The sequence below is a fragment of the Nocardia sp. NPDC005746 genome, from assembly GCF_040630785.1.
Taxonomy (GTDB): domain Bacteria; phylum Actinomycetota; class Actinomycetes; order Mycobacteriales; family Mycobacteriaceae; genus Nocardia.
In genome coordinates this window covers 1-19,445 of sequence record NZ_JBEXYE010000014.1, presented here as the reverse complement: position 1 = coordinate 19,445, position 19,445 = coordinate 1, and the positions used below count along the sequence as shown (strand labels likewise).

Here is a 19,445-nt window from a genome sequence, read left to right as displayed (position 1 = left end):
GATCCGCGGGGAACTCAGCCCAGTTCGAGGGTGGTCGCGCCGAACACCCGATCCAGCCGGTAATCCCGCACCGGCCCGGTGTACATCCGCGCGGTCTCGAAGCTCGGCGTCAGACCGGCCTCCTCCATGAGGCGCACCGCGGGCTCGTTGACCAGCGGAACATCCACCGCCAGTGGCATTCCCGCCGCGTGCGCGGCCAGCGCGGCCAGCAGTTGACGCGCGTCGGCGGGCGTATCCGCGAACAGGGGCCCGACCCGCAGCGTGTCCCGGGCGGGGCGCAGGACGGCGTACCCGGTGAGCGTGCCGTCGACGATGCGCGCGAACGTCCGATGCCCCGGTTCGTCGAGCCAGGCGGTGAGAAATGCCGGGCGATCCGCCGGATAGCACGCGGAGTCGTACGGCAGCAGCTCCGCCGTATCCGCCGGGGCGAGCGCCGTGACCGCATTGTCGGGCAACGGCAGTCGCGGCACCCCGATGAATCGCGCACTGCTGTAGGCGAGTTCGAATCCACTGCGCCGATAGTTGTCCTGCTGCGCGGGCACCCCGTCCAGGCCGACCACCCGGTTTCCCGCGTGCTTCAACCCGGCTTCCCAGGTAGCCAGCCCGAATCCACGCCCGCGCAGCTCCGGCCGCACCAGATAGAAACCCAGGAAGGCGTAGTCCGCGCCGTAATTGACGACCGACACCGCGGACGCGGGCTCCCCGTTCACCCGCCCCAGGAAGAACCCGTCGGGATCCTGCGCGAAATACGAGGTGGTATCCCGCCGCCCCGGATTCCAGCCCTCGGCGGCAGCCCACTCCACCACGGTGGCCCACTCCCCCGGCGTCGCCCGGGAAACGACCAGATCATCGATGCGCACGGTCTCCGGCATGCGACCAACGGTAGCCGCAAAACCGCTGCTACTCGGCAGAATTCGCGGAGCCGGGGCAGAGCGCGAGCAGCGCCACCCGGCCCGCGCGGCAGCACGACGCCGCCCCGACGTGGGTACAACCCGCTCCGGTGCCGGCAATGCCGCGTCCAGCGGAAACCACCCCGGCCCACGGCCCCATGGCTCCCGCCGGCACCTCACCGACCAGGACGTCGCCACTCGGCGCCGACGGCGGGGGGTCGGGCGCGGCGGCGGGGACTCGAGCACGCGGCGATCGGGGGCCAGGACTCCGGTAGGGTCGGTATGTCATGGCCCGCGACCTGCGAGGTTGCGCGGAGTTCGAGGAAGATATGGCCGACTACGCACATTCCGATCACGCCAGCCGAAGCCGCGAGGAGAAGGCTCGGCGGCTGGCCGCGTATGTCTGGGCACGCGGGATCAGCGGGGTCGAGTTGCTGGAGCTGCCGGTGGCGCAGCGGCGGAAGCTGGCCCGGGCGGCGGAGACGAATCCGCCCAGCACCGAGGAGACCTGGCAGGCGGTGGCCCGGCTGCTCGGGGAGAAGGACGCGTGGGCGGCCCGGAATCCGGGGCATCCGGCGGCCGTGCGCGATCACGCGGACGAGAAGATCCTGTGGGTGAAACCGCCGGTCAAGCCGTGGGAGTAGCGGGAAACCCATCGTCCGTGAACTCTTGACAGCAAGAAATGAACAAGGGTTCACTGCTTGGGTGTCCCCCGACTACGAGAACCACGCCGGCACCCGCCCGGCCGCCTGGCGCGACGACCTGACCGGTGGCGACGACTCGCTGTTCGCCGGCCGCCCGGAACCGGTGAACGAGTACACCGGGCGCACCCTGACCTACGAGGTGACCGGCCGGATCGCGCGCATCACCTTCAACCGGCCCGAGCGCGGCAATGCCATCACCGTCGACACCCCGATCGAACTGGCCGCGGCCGTCGAGCGCGCCGACCTGGATCCACGGGTGCACGTCATCGTGGTGAGCGGGCGCGGCAAGGGCTTCTGCGGCGGCTACGACCTGTCGATCTTCGCCGAGAACGGCCTCGAACCGGCCGAGGGCGCCCAGCCCGCCGAGGGCAGCGTGCTCGATCCGGTCGTGCAGGCGCGCAATCACAATCCGTGGGCCACCTGGGACCCCATGGTCGACTACGCCATGATGTCGCGCTTCAACCGCGGCTTCTCCAGCCTGCTGCACGCCAATAAGCCGACCGTGGCCAAGGTGCACGGCTTCGCCATCGCGGGCGGCACCGATATCGCGCTGTTCGCCGACCAGATCATCTGCGCCGACGACGCCCGCTTCGGCTACCCGCCCACCCGCACCTGGGGCATCCCCGCCGCGGGCATGTGGGCGCACCGCGTCGGCGACCAGCGGGCCAAGCGCCTGCTGTTCACCGGCGACAGCCTCAGCGGCAAGCAGGCGCTCGAATGGGGCCTTGCCATCGAAGCCCCGCCCGCCGAGGAACTGGACGCGCGCACCGAGGAACTGCTGGAACGCATTTCGATGGTGCCGATCAACCAGCTGGTCATGGCGAAGCTGGCCCTCAACAGCGCGCTGCTCAACCAGGGCGTGGCCAACTCCGGCATGGTCAGCACCGTGTTCGACGGGATCTCACGGCACACCCGAGAGGGCTATGCCTTCCAATTGCGCTCGGCCACCGCTGGTTTCCGCGAGGCCGTGCGGGAACGCGATGAGCCGTTCGGCGATTGGAAGCGGGCGCAATTCGGGAAGCCCGCAGGCGAGTCGAAACCGGCCGAGCCCGAGGCGTAGTCGGGCCGGGTCGACCGAACCCCGTCGGTCGCCGCTCAGTCGATCCCGTCCAGATCCGCGCGCTCGACCTCGGCGACCACCCGGTCGGCCAGTGAGCGTACGGCCTTCGCCTCCTCGACGGTCATCTCGTCGATGAACAGCCGCCGCACCAGCTCGACATGGTTGGGCGCGGCGGCCTCGAGGGCGGCGCGGCCCGCGTCGGTGAGCCTGATCTCGCGGCCGCGGGCGTCGTCGGCGGCCTGGCAGCGGTCGACCAGCCCTCGGGTCGCCATCCGGGACAGATGCTTGGACAGGCGGCTCTTGTCCCAGCAGATCTCCGCGCCCAGTTCCTTGGCACGCAGCTGGCCACCGGCCGCGGACAGCGCGACCAGCACTTCGTAGTCGGAGAACGACAGCCCGTCCCGGGTCAGTCCGGCGGCGATCGCCGAGTCCAGGCGTTGCCGCATGCGGATGAAGGACTGCCAGGTCGTCTGTTCCTCATCGGTCAGCCAGCGCGTCATGACATCCATGATATCGGGAAATAGTTGACATGGACACCATGTCAATCCTCAGGAAGTTCACGGAGAATCCGTGCCACCCCCGGCATGCAACCTTCGGTACAGTACTGACCGTTCGATTTGCGTAGTTCTGGCGGAAATCATCAATGCCCGAGCGCATTTCAGTCAGGACGAATGAGACACATAGTGGCAGAAGAGGTTCCGGCATTCGGGGTTAATCCCCTAATTCACCTCGATGAATAGCTCATCCGGTTGACAATGCAACGTTGCGCCAGAACACTCGGGCCAGCTAACCCTAACCGCGCCGACATTGAGGAATACATGAACGTTCGCCGGCTACTCGTCACCGCCAGCGTCGCGGGCCTGACGACCATCGCAGCCCAGACCGCCGTTGCCACCGCCGATGTCATCACCGGATCCGCCGGTACCGGATCCTCCGCCATCGACACCGGTTCGGCCGCCACCGGCTCCGCGGGTCTCAGCCAGACCGGCTCCGCCGGCGGCCCCGTGTACCAGAACTGCGACCAGGCCCGCGCCGCCGGCGCCGCTCCGCTGTTCCGCGGCCAGCCCGGCTACAGCCCGCACCTGGACCCCGACGGCACCGGCATGGCTTGCCCGACGGTCTGAGAGAAACCCCACTCTCGGGACTCACAGGGGTGAACCCCTGAAGCCCCAGGGAGACGCGTGGCCCGGTCCGGACGGACCGGGCCACAGCTGTTCCCGGCCCGAGAAGCCACGGCTGTCCTCGGCACAGAAAAATGTGGCCCGGTCCCATGCATGGGACCGGGCCACATTCGTGTTCGGGTTCGGGGGGCTGTCCCCCGAATCCGGCTGCCGCTCAGCGGCGGAAGATCTTCACCACGACCAGGGTCGCGATCAGGGCGCCCGCGCCGATCAGGCTGTACTTGATCTTCGGCTCGTTGATCTTGGCCACCAGGGACTGTTTGGCATTGTCCGCCAGCCGCTGGGGGTCGGCGCGTACCGCCAGCTCGTCGAGCGTGCTCGCGAGCCGGTTGCGTGCGGCCTCGATCTCCCGCTCGATCGCCTCGGTATCTCTCGCCACGTCACACTCCTGTCTGAAAGCCGCGCGGAATCCGCGGCGCCGTCGAATCGGGGCCGCTCTCGCGCGACGCACGCGCAGGCGAGCCGACCTGCCGAGAGTGTATCGCCAACACCGGCTCGAGCCCGTCGACTAGCGTGGCGGCATGACCGAGAATCACCGACTCAGTCCCGGGGACACCGCGCCCGCCTTCACGCTGCCCGATGCCGACGGCAAGGACGTCTCGCTGTCGGACTACCGCGGCCGCAAGGTGATCGTGTACTTCTACCCGGCCGCCAGCACTCCCGGCTGCACCAAGCAGGCCTGCGATTTCCGCGACAACCTGGCCGATCTCGACGGCGCCGGCATCGATGTCATCGGCATCTCCCCCGACAAGCCGGCCAAGCTGGCCAAGTTCCGCGACACCGAACAGCTCACCTTCCCGCTGCTGTCGGATCCGGAGAAGGAGACGCTGTCCGCGTACGGCGCCTTCGGCGAGAAGATGATGTACGGCAAGAAGGTGACCGGCGTCATCCGCTCCACCTTCCTGATCGACGAGCACGGCAAGGTCGAGGTCGCCCAGTACAACGTGAGGGCCACCGGCCACGTGGCCAAGCTGCGCCGCGACCTGAATCTCGGCTCCCCCGAGACCTCAGCGGGCGCCTGAGAGCCGTCGACCCGTTTCGGTACTCGGGTGCCGAACGATCGTGGACGTACCCGGGGAGTTACCCGGATCGGCACGAAATCGGTTGTCGCCCCGGCCACCGAAAGCACAGAACCCCGGCCCATTCCGGAGCCGGGGTTCTCGTCACCTTGGGGGCGGATGTCAGACCTTGGGCATCATCTGGGCAGCCCACTTCAGCATCATGCGCCAGTGGTTGTCCCACCAGGAGGAGAACTGCTCGGTGCCGTACGCCGGCGGCGCGAGTTCGCCCGGGAACAAGCCGGATTCGCTCGGGGATCCCGCCGTGCGGGTCGGCGCGGGGATGATCGACTCCGGGCTCGAGGCCATCGTGGGCTCCGGCTCGGCCTTGATCAGCGGCCGCGGCTTCCCGCCGGAACGTACGGGACCCCAGTTCAGGGTGGCCGGGTCGACGGTCACCCAATCGCCGGGCTGCAATTCGATCCCGGGCTGTGGGTCCGCGTTCGGGACCACACCGTCCTCCCCCGCCACCGGACCGATGGGCAGGCCGTCGACTCCGAGCACGGAACCCGAGTCGGGGCCGGGGACGGCGGCGTCACTCATCGGATGCTCGCCGTTGTGCCCGTCGGCGGCGACCCGGGAATCGGTGAGGACGGGCTCGGGCACATTCTTGGAATCGCTGCCCGAGGCGAGCACGCCGCCCACCACCAGACCGCCCGCCAGCACGCTGGCCGCCGCGAACAGCGCCGCGGAACCACGGGCCCGGCGGATGCGCTCGGCCGCCTCACCCGCGAACTCGGCCTCGGGCAGAGCGGTCAGGGCCGCGCCCAGGGCCGGGGCGGCGGCCGCCACCTGGCAGGGGATCACGGGCGCGCCGAAGCCGGACTCCAGCGCCGCCACCACCGCGGATTCGGTTGCGGCGGAACCGATCAACACCACCGCGTCCGGCTTCACCCCGGCCGCGTCGAACTGGTCCCAGGCGGCGGTCACCGCGGAACGCATGGCGTCGTCGGTGGCCGCGCCGCCGGTCAGGGTCACCGCGGCTAGCACCCGGGCGCGGTCCGGCGAGATGAGGGAGAACGCCTGGAAGCCGGGCACCACCTCGCAGATGACGAGGTCCTCGAATTCGTCCACCCAGGTCATGGCGCGCGCCACCGCCAGGTGCGAGGCCTTGGCGGACACCAGCGAGGCGTCGTGCCAGGGACCGGCGGCCAGCTTGGTGACGATGGCGCGGCGCTCGGCGGCGTCGCGGTAGGTGACGGCCGCGCCGATGATCTCCCGATCCGCGCCGATCTTGTCGGCGATGTCCTCGAGCGCCGTCTCCACCGCGACCGCCAAGTCGGCCTTCGCATCTCCGCCGATCGGCAGGACGCGCTCGAGCAGCACGCGCTCGGTCAGCTTGTCGCCCGTGTCGGCGAGGGCCACGGCGCGCACCGTGCCGCGCTCGGTGGCGACGCCGAGCGTCACCGCGGTACGAACAGAGGTAGGAGCAACCACAATCAGCCTTCCAACGTCGACGTACAGGCGAGAATCACGCGGTCGAGAGAGGAGAACCGAGGACGAACCGGGTTCGAAAGAGGCCGGGCCCCTTTCAACGGAGAACCGCAGCTGAGAGGCAGCTGCGATGGTTCTTCGGAGCCGACGACGGCTCGGATGGGTCGGATTCGGTGACACACGAACTACCGCAGCGTGTCATGCGCGTGTCGTAACCCGTAGGCTGTTGAGCGTGGAAGCACGCACGGGAACCAGGTCGGCGCGACGACCGGACCCTGCGTTGGAGCTGCAGGACGACCCACAGGAGCTGATGCCCCGTCGCCGCCCGACGCAGGAACGATCGAAGCGCAAGTTCGACGCCCTGTTGCAGGCCTCCCGCGAATTACTGGTCGAGGTCGGCTTCGAATCGTTCACCTGCGAAGAGGTCGCGGCCCGCGCGGAGGTGCCGATCGGCACGCTCTACCAGTTCTTCGCCAACAAGTACGTCATCGTCTGCGAGCTGAATCGTCAAGACCTGGTGGCGGTTTCCCAGGAGCTGGCCGACTTCCACGGCGAGATCCCGTCCATGGACTGGCTGCGGCACATGACCCAGCTCGTCGACCACCTGGCCGACCTGTGGATGACCGACCCCTCCCGGCGCGAGGTATGGCTGGCCATGCAGTCCACCCCGTCCACCCGGGCCACCGGCGCGATCCACGAAAAGGAGTTCGCGGAGGCGGTTTCGCAGATGCTGCGCCCGCTGATGCCGCGCACCCCGCGCGGCCGCCGCTCCATGATGGCGCAGGTGCTGGTGCACGTCGTGTACTCGATGCTGAACTTCTCCGTCCAGGACGGGCTGGCCCACGAGGACGCCGTCGCCGAGCTCAAGCGCCTCATGGTGGCGTATCTGCTGATCGCGGAGAAGGAATCGCGATCCGGCGGGCAGCGCACCACCTTCGATCCGGAGTAGCGCGCACCCGCGAACCGCGTCAGTCGCGGATCAGATCGGCGATCTCGCCCGGATCCTCGAGCACCACCATGGCGGCGGCGGTGTCGCCATCGTGGGTGAGCGACAGGTGAACTCGCACCCGCGGCAGGAATTCCGCTGCCAGCCCGTGCAATTTGATGCTGGGCCGTCCCCAGGCGTCGTTGACGACCTCGATCAGCGGGTACGGGTTGTCGCCGATCTGCGGGCTGCGGGCGAAGCGGGATGACGCCCACGCCTTGATGACCGCCTCCTTCGCGGCCCAGCGGATGGCATAGCTGCGTGCCGGGTCGGTGCCCTTGCTTTGGCAATAGCGCCGCTCCCCAGCGGTGAAACTCTCCCGGAGCATGGTGGTTCCGGTGCGTTCCATTTGCTCGGCGAACTCGGAGATGGTGACCAAGTCCAGGCCGATACCCAGGATCGTCACAGTGCGGGACTCCTAGATTCCTCGTTAGTGCAGTCGAATTGGCTGCGAACATACCAGCGGACCTACGGCACCGTAGGCTCGCGCGTTCCATTGACATGGAACGGCGGGCTCGCGTCCTGTGTCGCGCGGAGCACAGGACACGAACCCGCCGTGTCAGACCTGCCGGGAGCTACATGGCCGGCAGGCCGGTCTTTCTCGGGTTACCGGCAGGCCGGTCCCTTCGGCACCGTCACGTAGACGGCGTCGGAGCCCAGCCGCGCCTGCTGCGAGAGCAGCATGTCGGCCTCGAGCTGCCGCGACTGCTTGGCCGGGGTGCCGTCGCCGCCCAGGCGGCGGTCGGCGGGCCGCTCGTACATCGGCGCGCCACCGCACATCGCCTCGGCGAAGCGCTGACGGCCCGCGAGCTGCCGCTCTTCGGCCTTGCGCTGGTACGCCTCTCGCGCCTCGGCGTCGGCGATGGCCTCCACGAAGGCCTGCGGGTGCACGATGGCGACCAGGCCGGAGACGTGGCCGAAGCCGAGCGAGGTGACCAGACCGGCCTTGAGCGGGAAGCGATCTCCCACGGTCAGCGCCTCGCGCAGCCACACCAGGTGCGGGTACTGGGCCATCTTCTCGTCCACGCAGTCGAGGCTGCGGTTGGGCGGGATGACGCCCTGCTCGAGCACCTGGCACAGGCCGATCATCTGGAACGCCGCCGCGCCGCCCTTCGCGTGACCGGTGAGGGTCTTCTGCGAGATGACGAACAGCGGAGCGCCTTCCGAGCGCCCGATCGCCGAGGCCAGCCGCTCGTGCAGCTCGGACTCGTTGGGATCGTTTGCGGCGGTGGAGGTGTCGTGCTTGGAGATGACCGCGATCTCGTCGGCGCCGACGCCCAGCTTGCCGAGTTCCTTGGCCAGCTTGGACTCCGGGCCACCGCGGCCCGCGCCCAGGGCGCCCAGGCCCGGAGCCGGGATCGAGGTGTGCACGCCGTCGGCGAAGGACTGCGCGAACGCGACCACACCCAGCACCGGCAGACCCATTTCCAGCGCCACCGAACCGCGGGCCAGCAGCACCGTGCCACCACCCTGCGATTCCACGAACCCGCCGCGGCGACGGTCGTTGGCGCGGGAGAAGTAGCGGTCACTGATGCCCTTGGCGGACATGACGGCCGAGTCGGCGGTGGCGGACATGTCGCCGAAGCCGACGATGCCCTCGATGCCGAGATCGTCGTAACCGCCGGCCACGACCAGGTCGGCCTTACCGAGCTTGATCTTGTCCACACCCTCCTCGACGGAGACCGCCGCGGTCGCGCAGGCCGCGACCGGGTGGATCATGCCGCCGTAGGAGCCGACGTAGCTCTGCACCACGTGCGCCAGGGCGACGTTGGGCAGGGCCTCCTGCAGGATGTCGTTGGCGTGCGGCTCACCGAGCAGGTTGTCGATGTAGAGCGAGCGCATCGACGACATGCCGCCCATACCGGTGCCCTGGGTGTTGGCCACCATGGCCGGGTGCACCCAGCTCATCAGTTCGGCGGGGCTGAAGCCGGAGCTCAGGAACGCGTCCACGGTGCAGACGATGTTCCACAGCGCCACCCGGTCGACCGAGCTCACCATGTCGGCGGAGATGCCCCACTTGGTGGGGTCCCAGCCGGTGGGGATCTGGCCGCCGACGGTGCGGGTCAGCTTGGCCTTGCGGGGCACGCGAATCTCGGTGCCCGCCTTGCGCGTCACCTGCCAGTCGCCGGTACCCGCGACCGGGGTGACGACCGTCTGCTCCGGGTTGGCGGCGAAGAAGGCGCGCGCCTCGGCCTCGGTGTTGACCACGAAGGACAGGTCCTTGTCCAGGAACACCGAGGTGAGCAGCGGGGCCGCGTTCTCGATCATGGCCCCGTCGTCGCCGTAGCGGCGCACGCCGCAGCGCTCCACCACGGTGTCGTGGTAGCGGTCGGCCAGCTCTGATTCCTCGACGTACTCACCGGATTCGGTGTCGTACCAGCCCGGCTTGGGGTCGTTCTCCCAGGTGACCAGGCCGGTGGTCCAGGCCAGCTCCAGCACGCCCGCGGCGGAGAGCTGGTCGGAGACCTCCATCTCGAAGCGGGTGCGCGCCGAACCGTAGGGGCCGAGCTCGCCCGCGCCGACGATGACGACCATGTCGTCGAGATCGGCGGTGACCGAACCCCATTCGGGGGTGATCAGCTTGGAGCTCAGGGTCGGCGGGGCGGGCAGGGCCGAAATGGTCGAGCCGTCAACGCCTTCCGACTCCGCGGCCGCGGCCTCGGCCTGCTCGCGCGCCTCCTTGGCGAGGGCGGGCAGATCCAGCTTGGCCCCGGCCAGACCACCGGTGAGGTCGATCTGCTGCGGTCCGGACGCGGTCACCACGCGGGCCCGCGAGGTGCACCACTTGAGCAACTCGTCGGCCATCTGGATGGTGGACCAGGTCTGCACGCCGGCCTTCTCGACGGCCTCGACCAGTGGGTCGTTGCCGCCCATCAGGCCGGTGCCGCGCACCCAGCCGATCAGCGCGTGCACCAGGGTGACCCGCTCCGACCAGGAGGTCTCGGCGCGCCACTTGGCGACGATGGCGTCCAGGGCGGCCTTGGACTCGCCGTAGGCGCCGTCCCCGCCGAACATGCCACGGTTGGGCGAACCCGGCAGCACCACATGCAGTTTCGCGTCCACGTCGTGGTCGGCGCCGATGGCGGACAGGCCGCCGATCAGGCGCTCCACCGACCACAGCAGCACCCGCATCTCCATCTCGGCGCGAGCGCCGGCGTCGGAGAGGTCGCCGGCCACGCGCGGCGCGGCGAACGGCAGCAGCAGGGTGGGGGTCATCGCCTCCTTGACCAGGATCTTGGCTCCACCGGCATTGTCGACCTGCTCGGTGCCGACCCAGTCGATGAGCGCGTCGATGTCGGTGTAGGAGGCCATGTTCGCCGGAACCACCCACAGCGCCGCGCCCTTGCGGGCGTTGTCGCGGTAGAGCTGCTTGTAGAAGCTCAGGCGGTCGTCGTCCAGCTTGGAGGTGGTGACCACGACGGTCGCGCCACCCGCGAGCAGCCGGCCGGTGGCCGCCGCCGCGATGGAACCCTTGCTGGCGCCGGTGATCACGGCGATGTCGGAGGACCAGATGCCCGGCTCGTCCGAGCTGAGCGCGGCCTCGGCGATGGCGCCGTAGACGCCCGCCAGCACCGAGCGGGCCTCCTTCATGGCGCGGTTGCGCCACCAGATGGCCTGCGCCGCAACGGCTTCACCGGCGCCGAGGTAGCCCTCGACCGCGGGTTCGGCGGGCAGCGAGCCGTCGTTGCCGAACCACAGACGGGCCAGATCCTCACGGGCCGAGGCCCACCGGTCGTCGATCAGGACGGCCTTCTTGGCGTCGAACGCGGGCGCGACCAGACGCGGCCAGTCCGAACCCAGTTCGGCCGACACCAGATCCACCAGGGTGTCCTCGGTGATCTCCGGCGCGGACGCCTGCTCGGCGTGGCCGAGGGACTCCAGGATCACCCGGGCGGCCTGCGCCAGCACGCCGTCGCGGCCGGTGATCTGCTCGGTGAACTCACCCAGCGCGGCGGCGTCGACGGTCGCGCCACCCGCACCGCCACCGGCGGACGGCATGGAGACCGCGACTCCGCGGCGCGCGGCCACGGACTGCACGGCGGCGTCGATCGCGGCGTCCACGGACGCGGCGTCCGACAGTCCGCCCGCCACCAGGCCACCCAGGTCGCCACCGCGGACCGACTGGCCCTCACGGGTGCCGAGGGAGACTTCGGCGGTGACGTGGCTGGCCCAGCCGTCGCCCAGACCCCAGGTCTTCTTGACCCGGTCGGTGATGGCCGCCGGGCGCTTGCCGGACGGGCCGAACACCTTGCGCAGGTGGTCGCCGATGGAGTCGGACAGCACCGAACCGAACGGCTTGTAGGTGCGGGCCAGACGGTCGACGGTGTTGGACAGCGCGCCCATGTCGGCGTCGGCGGCGCCGTCGATGGCGCCGAGCGACAGCTCCGCGCCGAGGTCCACGAGCAGCTGGTTGCGGCGCGAGGACACGCCGTCACACAGGCCCTCGATGGTGTCCACCGGGCCGATCTGGTCCATCCGCAGCTTGGTCCACAGCGCGATGAGCACGCGGGTGGCGTCGGCGGCGGAGAACGCGATGTCGTCCGGGGTCGGGCCGCCGGTCGGCACGGCCACGGGGGCCGGGGCGGCGGCAGCGGCGGGAGCCGGTGCGGCGGAAGCGGTCTCGGCCGGGGTCTCCTCCGGCTCCTCCACGGGGGCCGGGTCGTTGTCGGTCGAGTAGACGATGCCGCGCTCGCGCTCGATATTGAGCACCTCGACGACGGCATTGCCGAACTGCGGCAGCTTCAGCGTGTTCGAGGCCAGGTTCGCCACGGTCGGCGTCGCGGCCAGACCGATCTCGACGAATCGCTCGACGCCCACGCCGCCGTGTTCCACATCGGTGAACAGCAGGTCCTGGGTCTCGATCCAGCGGACCGGGCTGGCGAACTGCCAGGCCAGCAGCTCGACCAGGACCACGCGGCACAGCTCGACGCGCTTGGCCTCGGAAGACCAGTCGGACCAGTGCGCCAGCACCTCGGCCAGCGGCTCCGACGGCACCAGATCCGCGATCTCCTGGACGAATTCACGCTCCAGGTTGAACGGCTTGGGCACCAGGTTCGGGATGTAGCGGCCGATCAGCAGCTCCGGCTGCAGATCCGCGGGCAGCAGGTCCAGCAGCTTGGTGCGGAACTCCGGCACGCCGGCGCGCAGCACGGTCGAGTGGAACGGCACGTCGATGCCCGGGATGAGCACGAACGCGCGCTTGCCACCGGTCTCGGCGCGCAGGCGCTCGATCTCGTCCTCGAGCGCCTCCATGCCCTTCACCGTGCCCGCGATGGCGTACTGCGCGCCCCGCAGGTTCAGGTTCACGACCTCGAGGAACTCGCCGGCCTGCTCGCCCAGACCCTTGACCCAGCCGATGACCTCGTCATCGGCGATGCCGATCTGCGAGGGGCGGATGGCGGCCATGCGGTAGTCGCTGCGGCCCTGGGCATCCCGGGGCACCAGCTCGTGCATGGCCGAACCGCGCTGGAACACGACCTCCAGCACCGCGTTCAGCGGCAGCACGCCCGCCGCGGCCGCCAGGGCGTTGTACTCACCGACGGAGTGGCCCGCCAGCATCGCGCCCTCGATGAAGGCGCCCGCCTCGCGCAGCTCGGCGACCTGAGCCACACCGAGGGTGGCCATGGCCACCTGGGTGAACTGGGTCAGGTGCAGCACGCCCTGCGGGTGGCGGTATTCCACGCCCCGCGCCTTGAGGTAGGTCGGGTTGTCGCGCACGACCGCCAGGATCGAGAAGCCGAGGGCCTCGCGGGTGTGCTTGTCGGCGCGGTCCCAGATCTCCTTGGCGGCCTTGGACCGGGTGCGCGCTTCCAGGCCCATCCCCTTGGCCTGAATGCCCTGTCCCGGGAAGGCGTAGACCGTCTTCGGCGGCGCGATGCGGCCGGTGGCGGTCATCACCAGGTTGCCGTCGATGCGGCAGGAGACCTCGACGACCTCCGAACCACGGTCCACCGCAACGCGTTCCACGCGCACGTCGATCTGCGCGCCGAGGCGGACCATGCCGAGGAAGCGGGTGGTCCAGGCGGTGATGGTGCGCGGCGGCACCTTGTCGCCCAGGTCGATCGCCGAGACGGCGTGCTGGGCGGCGGCCGAGAGCCACATGCCGTGCACGATCGGGGTGCCCAGACCGGCCAGGCGAGCGGCGTTCTCGGAGGTGTGGATCGGGTTGAAGTCACCCGACACGTGCGCGAAGGCGCCCATGGCGCGCGGGGCGACCAGGACCACGTCGCGGCGGCGGCGACGGGGGGTGTCGGTGGCCTCGTCGGACAGCGAGCCGGCGGCGCGCGGCGGGTCGGACAGCTCGGCCTGGCCGGTGCGGCCGCGAATGGCGAAGCGCTCCACCAGTGTCGCGACGGCCGGGGTCTCCAGGCCGTGGTCGCGCATGACGCCGACGGTGACCTTGACCTCGACGACGCGGCCCAGGTCGGTGTCGAGCACCTCGGCGGACTCGGCGCGGACCGCGAGCACGGCGTGCTCGGCGGGCAGCGCGCCCAGCAGCTCGATCTGGTGGTCGAGGTGGACCAGGTCCAGCATGCCCTCGATGACGGAGTGCGAGTCCGCGGTGCGGGTCGCGCCCAGGACCGCGAAAACGGCGGGCCAGCAAGCGCCCACGAGCACGTCGGGGGCGGTGCGGCCGAGGGTGGACAGGCTGTCCGGCAGGCCCGCGCCGGTGACACCGGCGTGGTCGGCGATCAGGTCCGGGCTCCAGGCCAGGTTGACGTGCGCGACCTGCGCGCCGTCGACCGTCTTCACCTCGGGCAGCGACTGACCCGCGGCGACCGCGAGCAGCGCCGACATGGCGGCCTCGGCGTCATCCTCGGTGATGACCGGCGCGCCACCGTTGTACACGGAGACCGGGACGGTCATGCGGATGCGGACGGCGTCCTTGCCCAGCAGCGGGACCGCCAATTCCACGTAGGCGCAATCACTCTCGGGGCCATCGGTGGCCGAGAGGGTGGCGCCGGTCGGCGGGTGCTTGGCGCCCTTGCCGTTCATGACCCACTCGTCCAGATCGCCGAGGCGGTGGACGGGGTTGACGGTGGTGCGGCCGGCCCACTGCACGTCCGGTGCGGCCAGCACGATGTCGAGCAGTCCGCCCGCGACCTCGGTGCGGCGGCGGCCGTCCACAGCGGCCGGGACCACGCCCGCACGCACCAGGGCGAAAGCGGCGTCCTGCTCGAAGCGGTCGAGGAGTTCACCGACCGGCTCGTCCACGCGGGTGATGCCCGCGACGGCGACGGTGCCGGGGATGATGCAGACCTGGTCGGCGGTGTAGCGGGCATCGTGGGCCTGCCACAGCGAATCCGAACGCCACCAGCGGCGCACGTCCTGGTCCACGACCGGGACGAAGTTGACCGGCTTGCCCGGAATCTTGCACAGCGACACGAAGAACGGCACGTCGGCCGGGTGCAGCACGGTGTCGGCGGCGGCCGGATATTCGGCCTTCAGGGTGCAGATGGCCTGCACCGGGGCCTCGAAGGCGGCGTCGTCGGCGAACAGGGTGGCGATCTCGCCGCGGTCGGCCGGGTTCAGGCGGGATTCGGTGCGGCGCACCATCTCCGCGAACCGGTCGCGCCAGGTGATGTCGAGCCAGACCGAGCGGGTGGCGTCGGCGATGGCGTCGGCGAAGTCGGCGCCGCAGTCGAAGTCCTTGCGGCGGTCCAGGCCCACGGCCAGTTCGACGTAGCGCTCCAGCCACTCCAGGTAGGTCATGGTGGCGACGTCGCCGAAGTACGGCTTGGCGGTGCCGTCGAGCGCCTCGATGATCTCGGCGCGGCGCGCGGCCACGGCGTCGGCGTCACCGGCGACCTCGTCCAGCAGGCGGCCGGTGCGGGAGGCGGCGTTGTCGATCTCGTGGATGTCCGCGCCCAATTGGCTACGGCCGGAAGCCATCCCGCCGACCGCGGTGCCCGCGCCGACCCAGTCCGGGGTGCCGGGGGTGTCGACCAGCAGCTGCTTGACCTCGGGGGCGGTGGTGGCCTCGAGGGTCGCCATGGCGGCGGTGCCGACCAGGACGCCGTCCAGCGGCATGGCCGGGTAGCCGTGCTGCTGGGCCCAGGCGCCGGTGAGGTATTCGGTGGCGCGCTCGGGCGTGCCGATGCCGCCGCCGACGCAGACCACGACATTGTCGCGGCCGCGCAGCTCGGCGTAGGTGTCGAGGAGCAGGTCGTCGAGGTCTTCCCAGGAGTGGTGACCGCCGGCCTTGCCGCCCTCGATGTGCATGATCACCGGATAGCCGGGGACCGCGTCGGCGATGCGCAGCACGGCGCGGATCTGCGCCACGGTGCCGGGCTTGAACGCCACGTGGGTGATGCCGACCTCGGACAGTTCCTCGACGAGGGCAACGGCCTCTTCGAGTTCCGGGATGCCGGCGGTGACGATGACGCCGTCCAGGGGCGCGCCCGCGGTGCGGGCCTTCTGCACGATGCGCTTGCCGCCCAGCTGCAGCTTCCACAGGTAGGGGTCCAGGAACAGCGAGTTGAACTGCACCGCGCGACCCGGCTGCAGCAGGCTCTTCAGCTCCTCGACGCGGTCGGCGAAAATCTGCTCGGTGACCTGACCGCCACCGGCCAGCTCGGCCCAGTGGCCCGCATTAGCCGCGGCCGCAACGATTTTCGCGTCGACCGTGGTGGGGGTCATGCCCGCCAGCAGGATCGGGGAACGACCGGTCAGGCGGGTGAAGGAGGTCTCCACCACGACGCGGCCGTTGGGCAGGCGGACCGGCTTGGGCGCGAATTCGCTCCAGGCCGAGGCGACTTCGGGAGCCGCGCCGGGGGTGAACAGGCTGCGCTGGCCCGGGCGGGTGGAGGCGGCGAGCACGCCGACGCCGGTGCCCTTGAGCGAGCCCGCGGTGAGGCGGGTCAGCAGGTCGCCGGGGCCGAGGTCCAGGATCCACTGCGTGCCCTTGGCGACGGTGTCGTCCACGATGGCGACCCAGTCGATCGGGTCGACCAGTACTTCCTGGGTGAGGGTGGCGGCCAGTTCGGCGTCCAGGCCACACTGCTGGGCCCAGCCCTTGACCAGGTCGACGGTCTCCGCCAGCGCCGGGTGGTGGAAGGCGACCTCGACGGGGATGTCCTCGAAGACGGGGGCGAACACGGCGCCGCCGCGCTTCTTGGCGTCGCGCTCGGCGGCCTGCTCGGCATTGATCTCGGCGGCCCGCTGACGAACGCGGTCGAGCTGGGCGACCGGGCCGCTGAGCACGGCGCGGCGGCGGCCGTTGCGGATGGACAGCACGGCGGCCTTCTCCAGCGCGACACCGGACATGACCTCGACGACAACGGCTTTCAGGGCCTCGGGGTCGACATTGGAGACGGCGACCATCGGGGACTTCTCACCGATCGGCAGCAGACCGCGGCGGCGCGCGACCAGACCGGCGGCGGCGCCGATCAACTGGGCGATGGCAAGCAGTTCGGCGTCCCGCTGCCCGTGAGCCTCGGCGGCGGTCGCGGCGATGCGGCCCTGGGAGTGGCCGACGATGGCGGCGGGCGCGTGCGCGGCGATGTCGAGACCCTGCAGGCGCAGCGCGCGCAGCGCGGCGATCTGGGTCAGGAACACACCCGGCATGGAGACGGCGGCGGAGCGCAACACCTGCGCTGACGGCGCTCCCGAGACCTCCCCCTGCTCCGGATCGGCGATCTCTTCTTCCAGCATCCATGCGATGGGGTCGAACCCGACCGGCCGGACCACGAGCAGCTGCGCCGCAATCGGTTCCAGCGCGGCGGCGGCCTCGTTGACCAGCGCGGTCAGTTCGGGCTCGAGCGCGGAGTCGCGCCCGATCTCCTCCAGCTCGGTGAGCCACTGCGCGCCCTGGCCGCCGAAGGCGAGCGCGTACGGCGCGCCCCCCAGCAACCGGTCCAGCAGCGACGACCTGATCCCGCTCTCCCGTGACTTCCCCGCCGCCCTGGACTTCGATCCGGTCCCGGTGCTCTCGTTGATCGTCAAGACGTTCGACTTCCTTCTCCTGGCGGCCCGTCTCCACAGGACTGGACCGCGCTCACGGTGCGCAGGTATCCCTCCGGCCCGCAGGCCCTGGTAGATGCCGAGGATGGCACAAAATCATGAGGATCTCCTCATGTTTGACCCGCCGACCAGGCGTTTACCGCCGAGTATTTCTGTACGTACGTACCAGAATAATCAGAAACATGACCCTCCCTCATGTTTGAAGCCGCTGGTGAGCTCGGTTACGCCGATGTAGGAAACGTGAGTCTCCCTCACATTGGTGTTTATCAAATCGTTATAATCGCAGGTGAGGTTACCGACCAGTACGCCACGCGTCCCCGATGCTTCGCGATCCCCGTGGGACCCGGTAAAGTTTGGACGGTCGTACCGTTAGCGCGAGTGGCGAAATTGGCATACGCGCCAGATTTAGGTTCTGGTGTCCTAGGACGTGCGGGTTCAAGTCCCGCCTCGCGCACACATTCCGCAGTCCCGGCCAACCTCGGCCAGGACGTACGCTTTGCCCGATTCCCGAGGTCAGCAGCCGATCTCGTCAGACCGCACAGCAACCATCGAGCAATCATGCGATAACCGGCATACTTCCCCGCCCGGTCCCGCTCCCTCCCCGACCGGAAGAGACCTTCCGCCGCGAACGTCCCACGGGTGGAACACCGGCGTACCGAACAGCCTCAGCCGCACCCGGATTCGCAACCGAATGACCGTTCCCCCAAGTTCCATCCCGCACCCTCGATGCGGCCACACGCGGCGCACGGCGGCCCGGTCCGGCCGCAGCATCGTTCGGCACGGGACTCGCGCCCGCGAGCGCGGATCCGCAAGGCTGCCGCAGAATTGCTACTGGTTGGTACAGTTTCCGAAAAAGTCACACTTCAGATGCCTGACCAGCCTAGACTGCGGCGCATGGAAGTCCATACTCGGCAGTTGCAGTACTTCATTGCCGTGGCGGAGGAATTGAGCTTCACTCGGGCCGCGCAGCGACTGCACGTTTCACAGCAGGGGCTGAGCACCCAGATCAAACAGCTCGAACACGAGATGGATGTCACGCTGTTCACCCGGACCACCCGCCAGGTGCAGCTGACCGCGGCCGGCGCCGCGTTCCTGCGACATGTGCGAGATTCTCTGGCCAGCTTGAGTTTCGGAGCCGAGGAGGCCCGGGCGGTGCAACGCGGCGAGCACGATCGCCTGGTGCTGGGCTGCCTCGAGGGCGCCGCGCTGACGCTCACCGAGCCGATCCTGGCCGCGTTCCGCGAGCGCCATCCCGACGTGACCGTGGAATTGAGTCACTTCACCTACGACACGCCCTCCGCCGGGCTGGCGAACGGGCTGGTGGACGTGGCCATCGTGCGCCGGCCGTTCATGGACGCCGGGCTGCAGTTCGAACCGCTGTTCTCCCAGCCGCTGGTGGCGCTGCTGCCGGCGCATCATCGCCTCGCCGACCGCGCCGAGGTCTCGGCCGCGGAGCTGCTGGACGACCCGATCCTCGCGTCGGGGCCCGCCGACCCGGTGTGGAATGCGTTCTGGCGGTTGGAATCTCATCGTGACGGGCATGCGGCCCCGACCGTCCTCCCGGTGAAGACCCTGCTCGAGGAGCTGCATCAGGTCGCGACCGGCGCGGGCATCGCGATGACGGTGCCCTGCGCGGGCTGGATCCGATTCCCCGGCGTCCGCGTCATTCCGGTGAGCGACGCACCCCGCAACGAGGTCGCCGTCTGCTGGCGCACCACGCACCAGACCCCGCTGGTGCGGTCCTTCATCGACGTGGCCCGGCGGGTTCGCGCCGCCAATCCGGATCTCATCGCCCGCCTGGAGACGCCGCACCGCCGGGGCGCCCCCGTCGCCGCGTTGTCCTCCTGAATCCACAATTTCGCGTTGTCGATCATCCCCAACAATTGATTTCTGTTCTTTTCCTTTGTGCCATAGCGTTTTCCGGGTGAGCGGAAGCTCATTCGGAAGAATCTGAAGGAGAAGGACAACATGGGTTCCCTGGCCAATTACCTTGTGGACGCGCTCGTTTCGGAGCTGATCAAGAAGCTGCTCAGCGGTTCCGCCGGGAGCCTGTCGTAATCCACCCCGTTCCCCGGGTCACCGGCCAGGATCAGCCAGTCCTCGGGGGAATCCGCGTGGATCGCCTCCACCACCGGCTTGTTGCCCTGATGACCGACATGGATGTCGCTCA

12 protein-coding genes, 1 tRNA gene and 1 pseudogene are annotated in these 19,445 nt (G+C 69.7%); 7 read left to right on the top strand and 7 right to left on the bottom strand.

Annotated elements, in window-relative coordinates; all coding sequences use genetic code 11:
- Nucleotides 1-14: 14 nt before the first annotated feature.
- Nucleotides 15-872, bottom strand: coding sequence for a GNAT family N-acetyltransferase (locus tag ABZ412_RS24895; RefSeq protein WP_357284247.1), 858 nt, complete (start codon nt 870-872; stop codon nt 15-17).
- 347 nt (nt 873-1,219) lie between these two features.
- Here ABZ412_RS24895 and ABZ412_RS24890 point away from each other — a divergent pair, with 347 nt between their 5' ends.
- Entirely contained in the window at nt 1,220-1,534 is a 315-nt protein-coding gene (locus ABZ412_RS24890) for a hypothetical protein (RefSeq protein ID WP_357284245.1), read from the top strand.
- A gap of 61 nt (nt 1,535-1,595) precedes the next feature.
- Complete coding sequence (locus ABZ412_RS24885) at nt 1,596-2,654, top strand: crotonase/enoyl-CoA hydratase family protein (RefSeq protein ID WP_357284242.1); 1,059 nt, start codon at nt 1,596-1,598, stop codon at nt 2,652-2,654.
- Between the two features lie 35 nt (nt 2,655-2,689).
- Here the strand turns inward: ABZ412_RS24885 and ABZ412_RS24880 are convergent, their stop codons facing one another.
- Nucleotides 2,690-3,154: a MarR family winged helix-turn-helix transcriptional regulator gene (locus ABZ412_RS24880; RefSeq protein WP_357284240.1), complete on the bottom strand. Its 465-nt coding sequence runs from the start codon at nt 3,152-3,154 to the stop codon at nt 2,690-2,692.
- Between the two features lie 318 nt (nt 3,155-3,472).
- On the opposite strand from ABZ412_RS24880, the gene ABZ412_RS24875 reads away from it, so the two are divergent.
- Nucleotides 3,473-3,778, top strand: a complete 306-nt coding sequence (locus tag ABZ412_RS24875) for an excalibur calcium-binding domain-containing protein (RefSeq protein ID WP_357284238.1) — start codon at nt 3,473-3,475, stop codon at nt 3,776-3,778.
- Between the two features lie 211 nt (nt 3,779-3,989).
- Here the strand turns inward: ABZ412_RS24875 and ABZ412_RS24870 are convergent, their stop codons facing one another.
- Complete coding sequence (locus ABZ412_RS24870; protein ID WP_357284235.1) at nt 3,990-4,214, bottom strand: DUF3618 domain-containing protein; 225 nt, start codon at nt 4,212-4,214, stop codon at nt 3,990-3,992.
- Between the two features lie 142 nt (nt 4,215-4,356).
- Between ABZ412_RS24870 and bcp the strand changes: the two genes are divergently transcribed.
- On the top strand, nt 4,357-4,857 hold the full coding sequence (gene bcp, locus ABZ412_RS24865; protein ID WP_357284233.1) for a thioredoxin-dependent thiol peroxidase: 501 nt from the start codon (nt 4,357-4,359) through the stop codon (nt 4,855-4,857).
- A gap of 159 nt (nt 4,858-5,016) precedes the next feature.
- Here bcp and ABZ412_RS24860 read toward each other — a convergent pair whose 3' ends face one another.
- Entirely contained in the window at nt 5,017-6,300 is a 1,284-nt protein-coding gene (locus ABZ412_RS24860) for a hypothetical protein (protein ID WP_357284230.1), read from the bottom strand.
- A 337-nt stretch (nt 6,301-6,637) separates the two neighbouring features.
- Between ABZ412_RS24860 and ABZ412_RS24855 the strand changes: the two genes are divergently transcribed.
- Nucleotides 6,638-7,276, top strand: a complete 639-nt coding sequence (locus ABZ412_RS24855) for a TetR/AcrR family transcriptional regulator (protein WP_357284577.1) — start codon at nt 6,638-6,640, stop codon at nt 7,274-7,276.
- Nucleotides 7,277-7,295: 19 nt separating this feature from the next.
- Here the strand turns inward: ABZ412_RS24855 and ABZ412_RS24850 are convergent, their stop codons facing one another.
- Complete coding sequence (locus ABZ412_RS24850) at nt 7,296-7,718, bottom strand: holo-ACP synthase (protein WP_357284227.1); 423 nt, start codon at nt 7,716-7,718, stop codon at nt 7,296-7,298.
- A 200-nt stretch (nt 7,719-7,918) separates the two neighbouring features.
- Nucleotides 7,919-17,257, bottom strand: a complete 9,339-nt coding sequence (locus ABZ412_RS24845; RefSeq protein ID WP_357284223.1) for a fatty acid synthase subunit beta domain-containing protein — start codon at nt 17,255-17,257, stop codon at nt 7,919-7,921.
- Between the two features lie 390 nt (nt 17,258-17,647).
- Between ABZ412_RS24845 and ABZ412_RS24840 the strand changes: the two genes are divergently transcribed.
- Nucleotides 17,648-17,729 (top strand) — tRNA-Leu (locus tag ABZ412_RS24840).
- A 440-nt stretch (nt 17,730-18,169) separates the two neighbouring features.
- Complete coding sequence (locus tag ABZ412_RS24835; protein ID WP_357284220.1) at nt 18,170-19,123, top strand: LysR substrate-binding domain-containing protein; 954 nt, start codon at nt 18,170-18,172, stop codon at nt 19,121-19,123.
- Nucleotides 19,124-19,350: 227 nt separating this feature from the next.
- On the opposite strand, the pseudogene ABZ412_RS24830 reads toward ABZ412_RS24835, so the two are convergent.
- Nucleotides 19,351-19,445: pseudogene (locus tag ABZ412_RS24830) on the bottom strand (metallophosphoesterase); the annotation flags it as partial.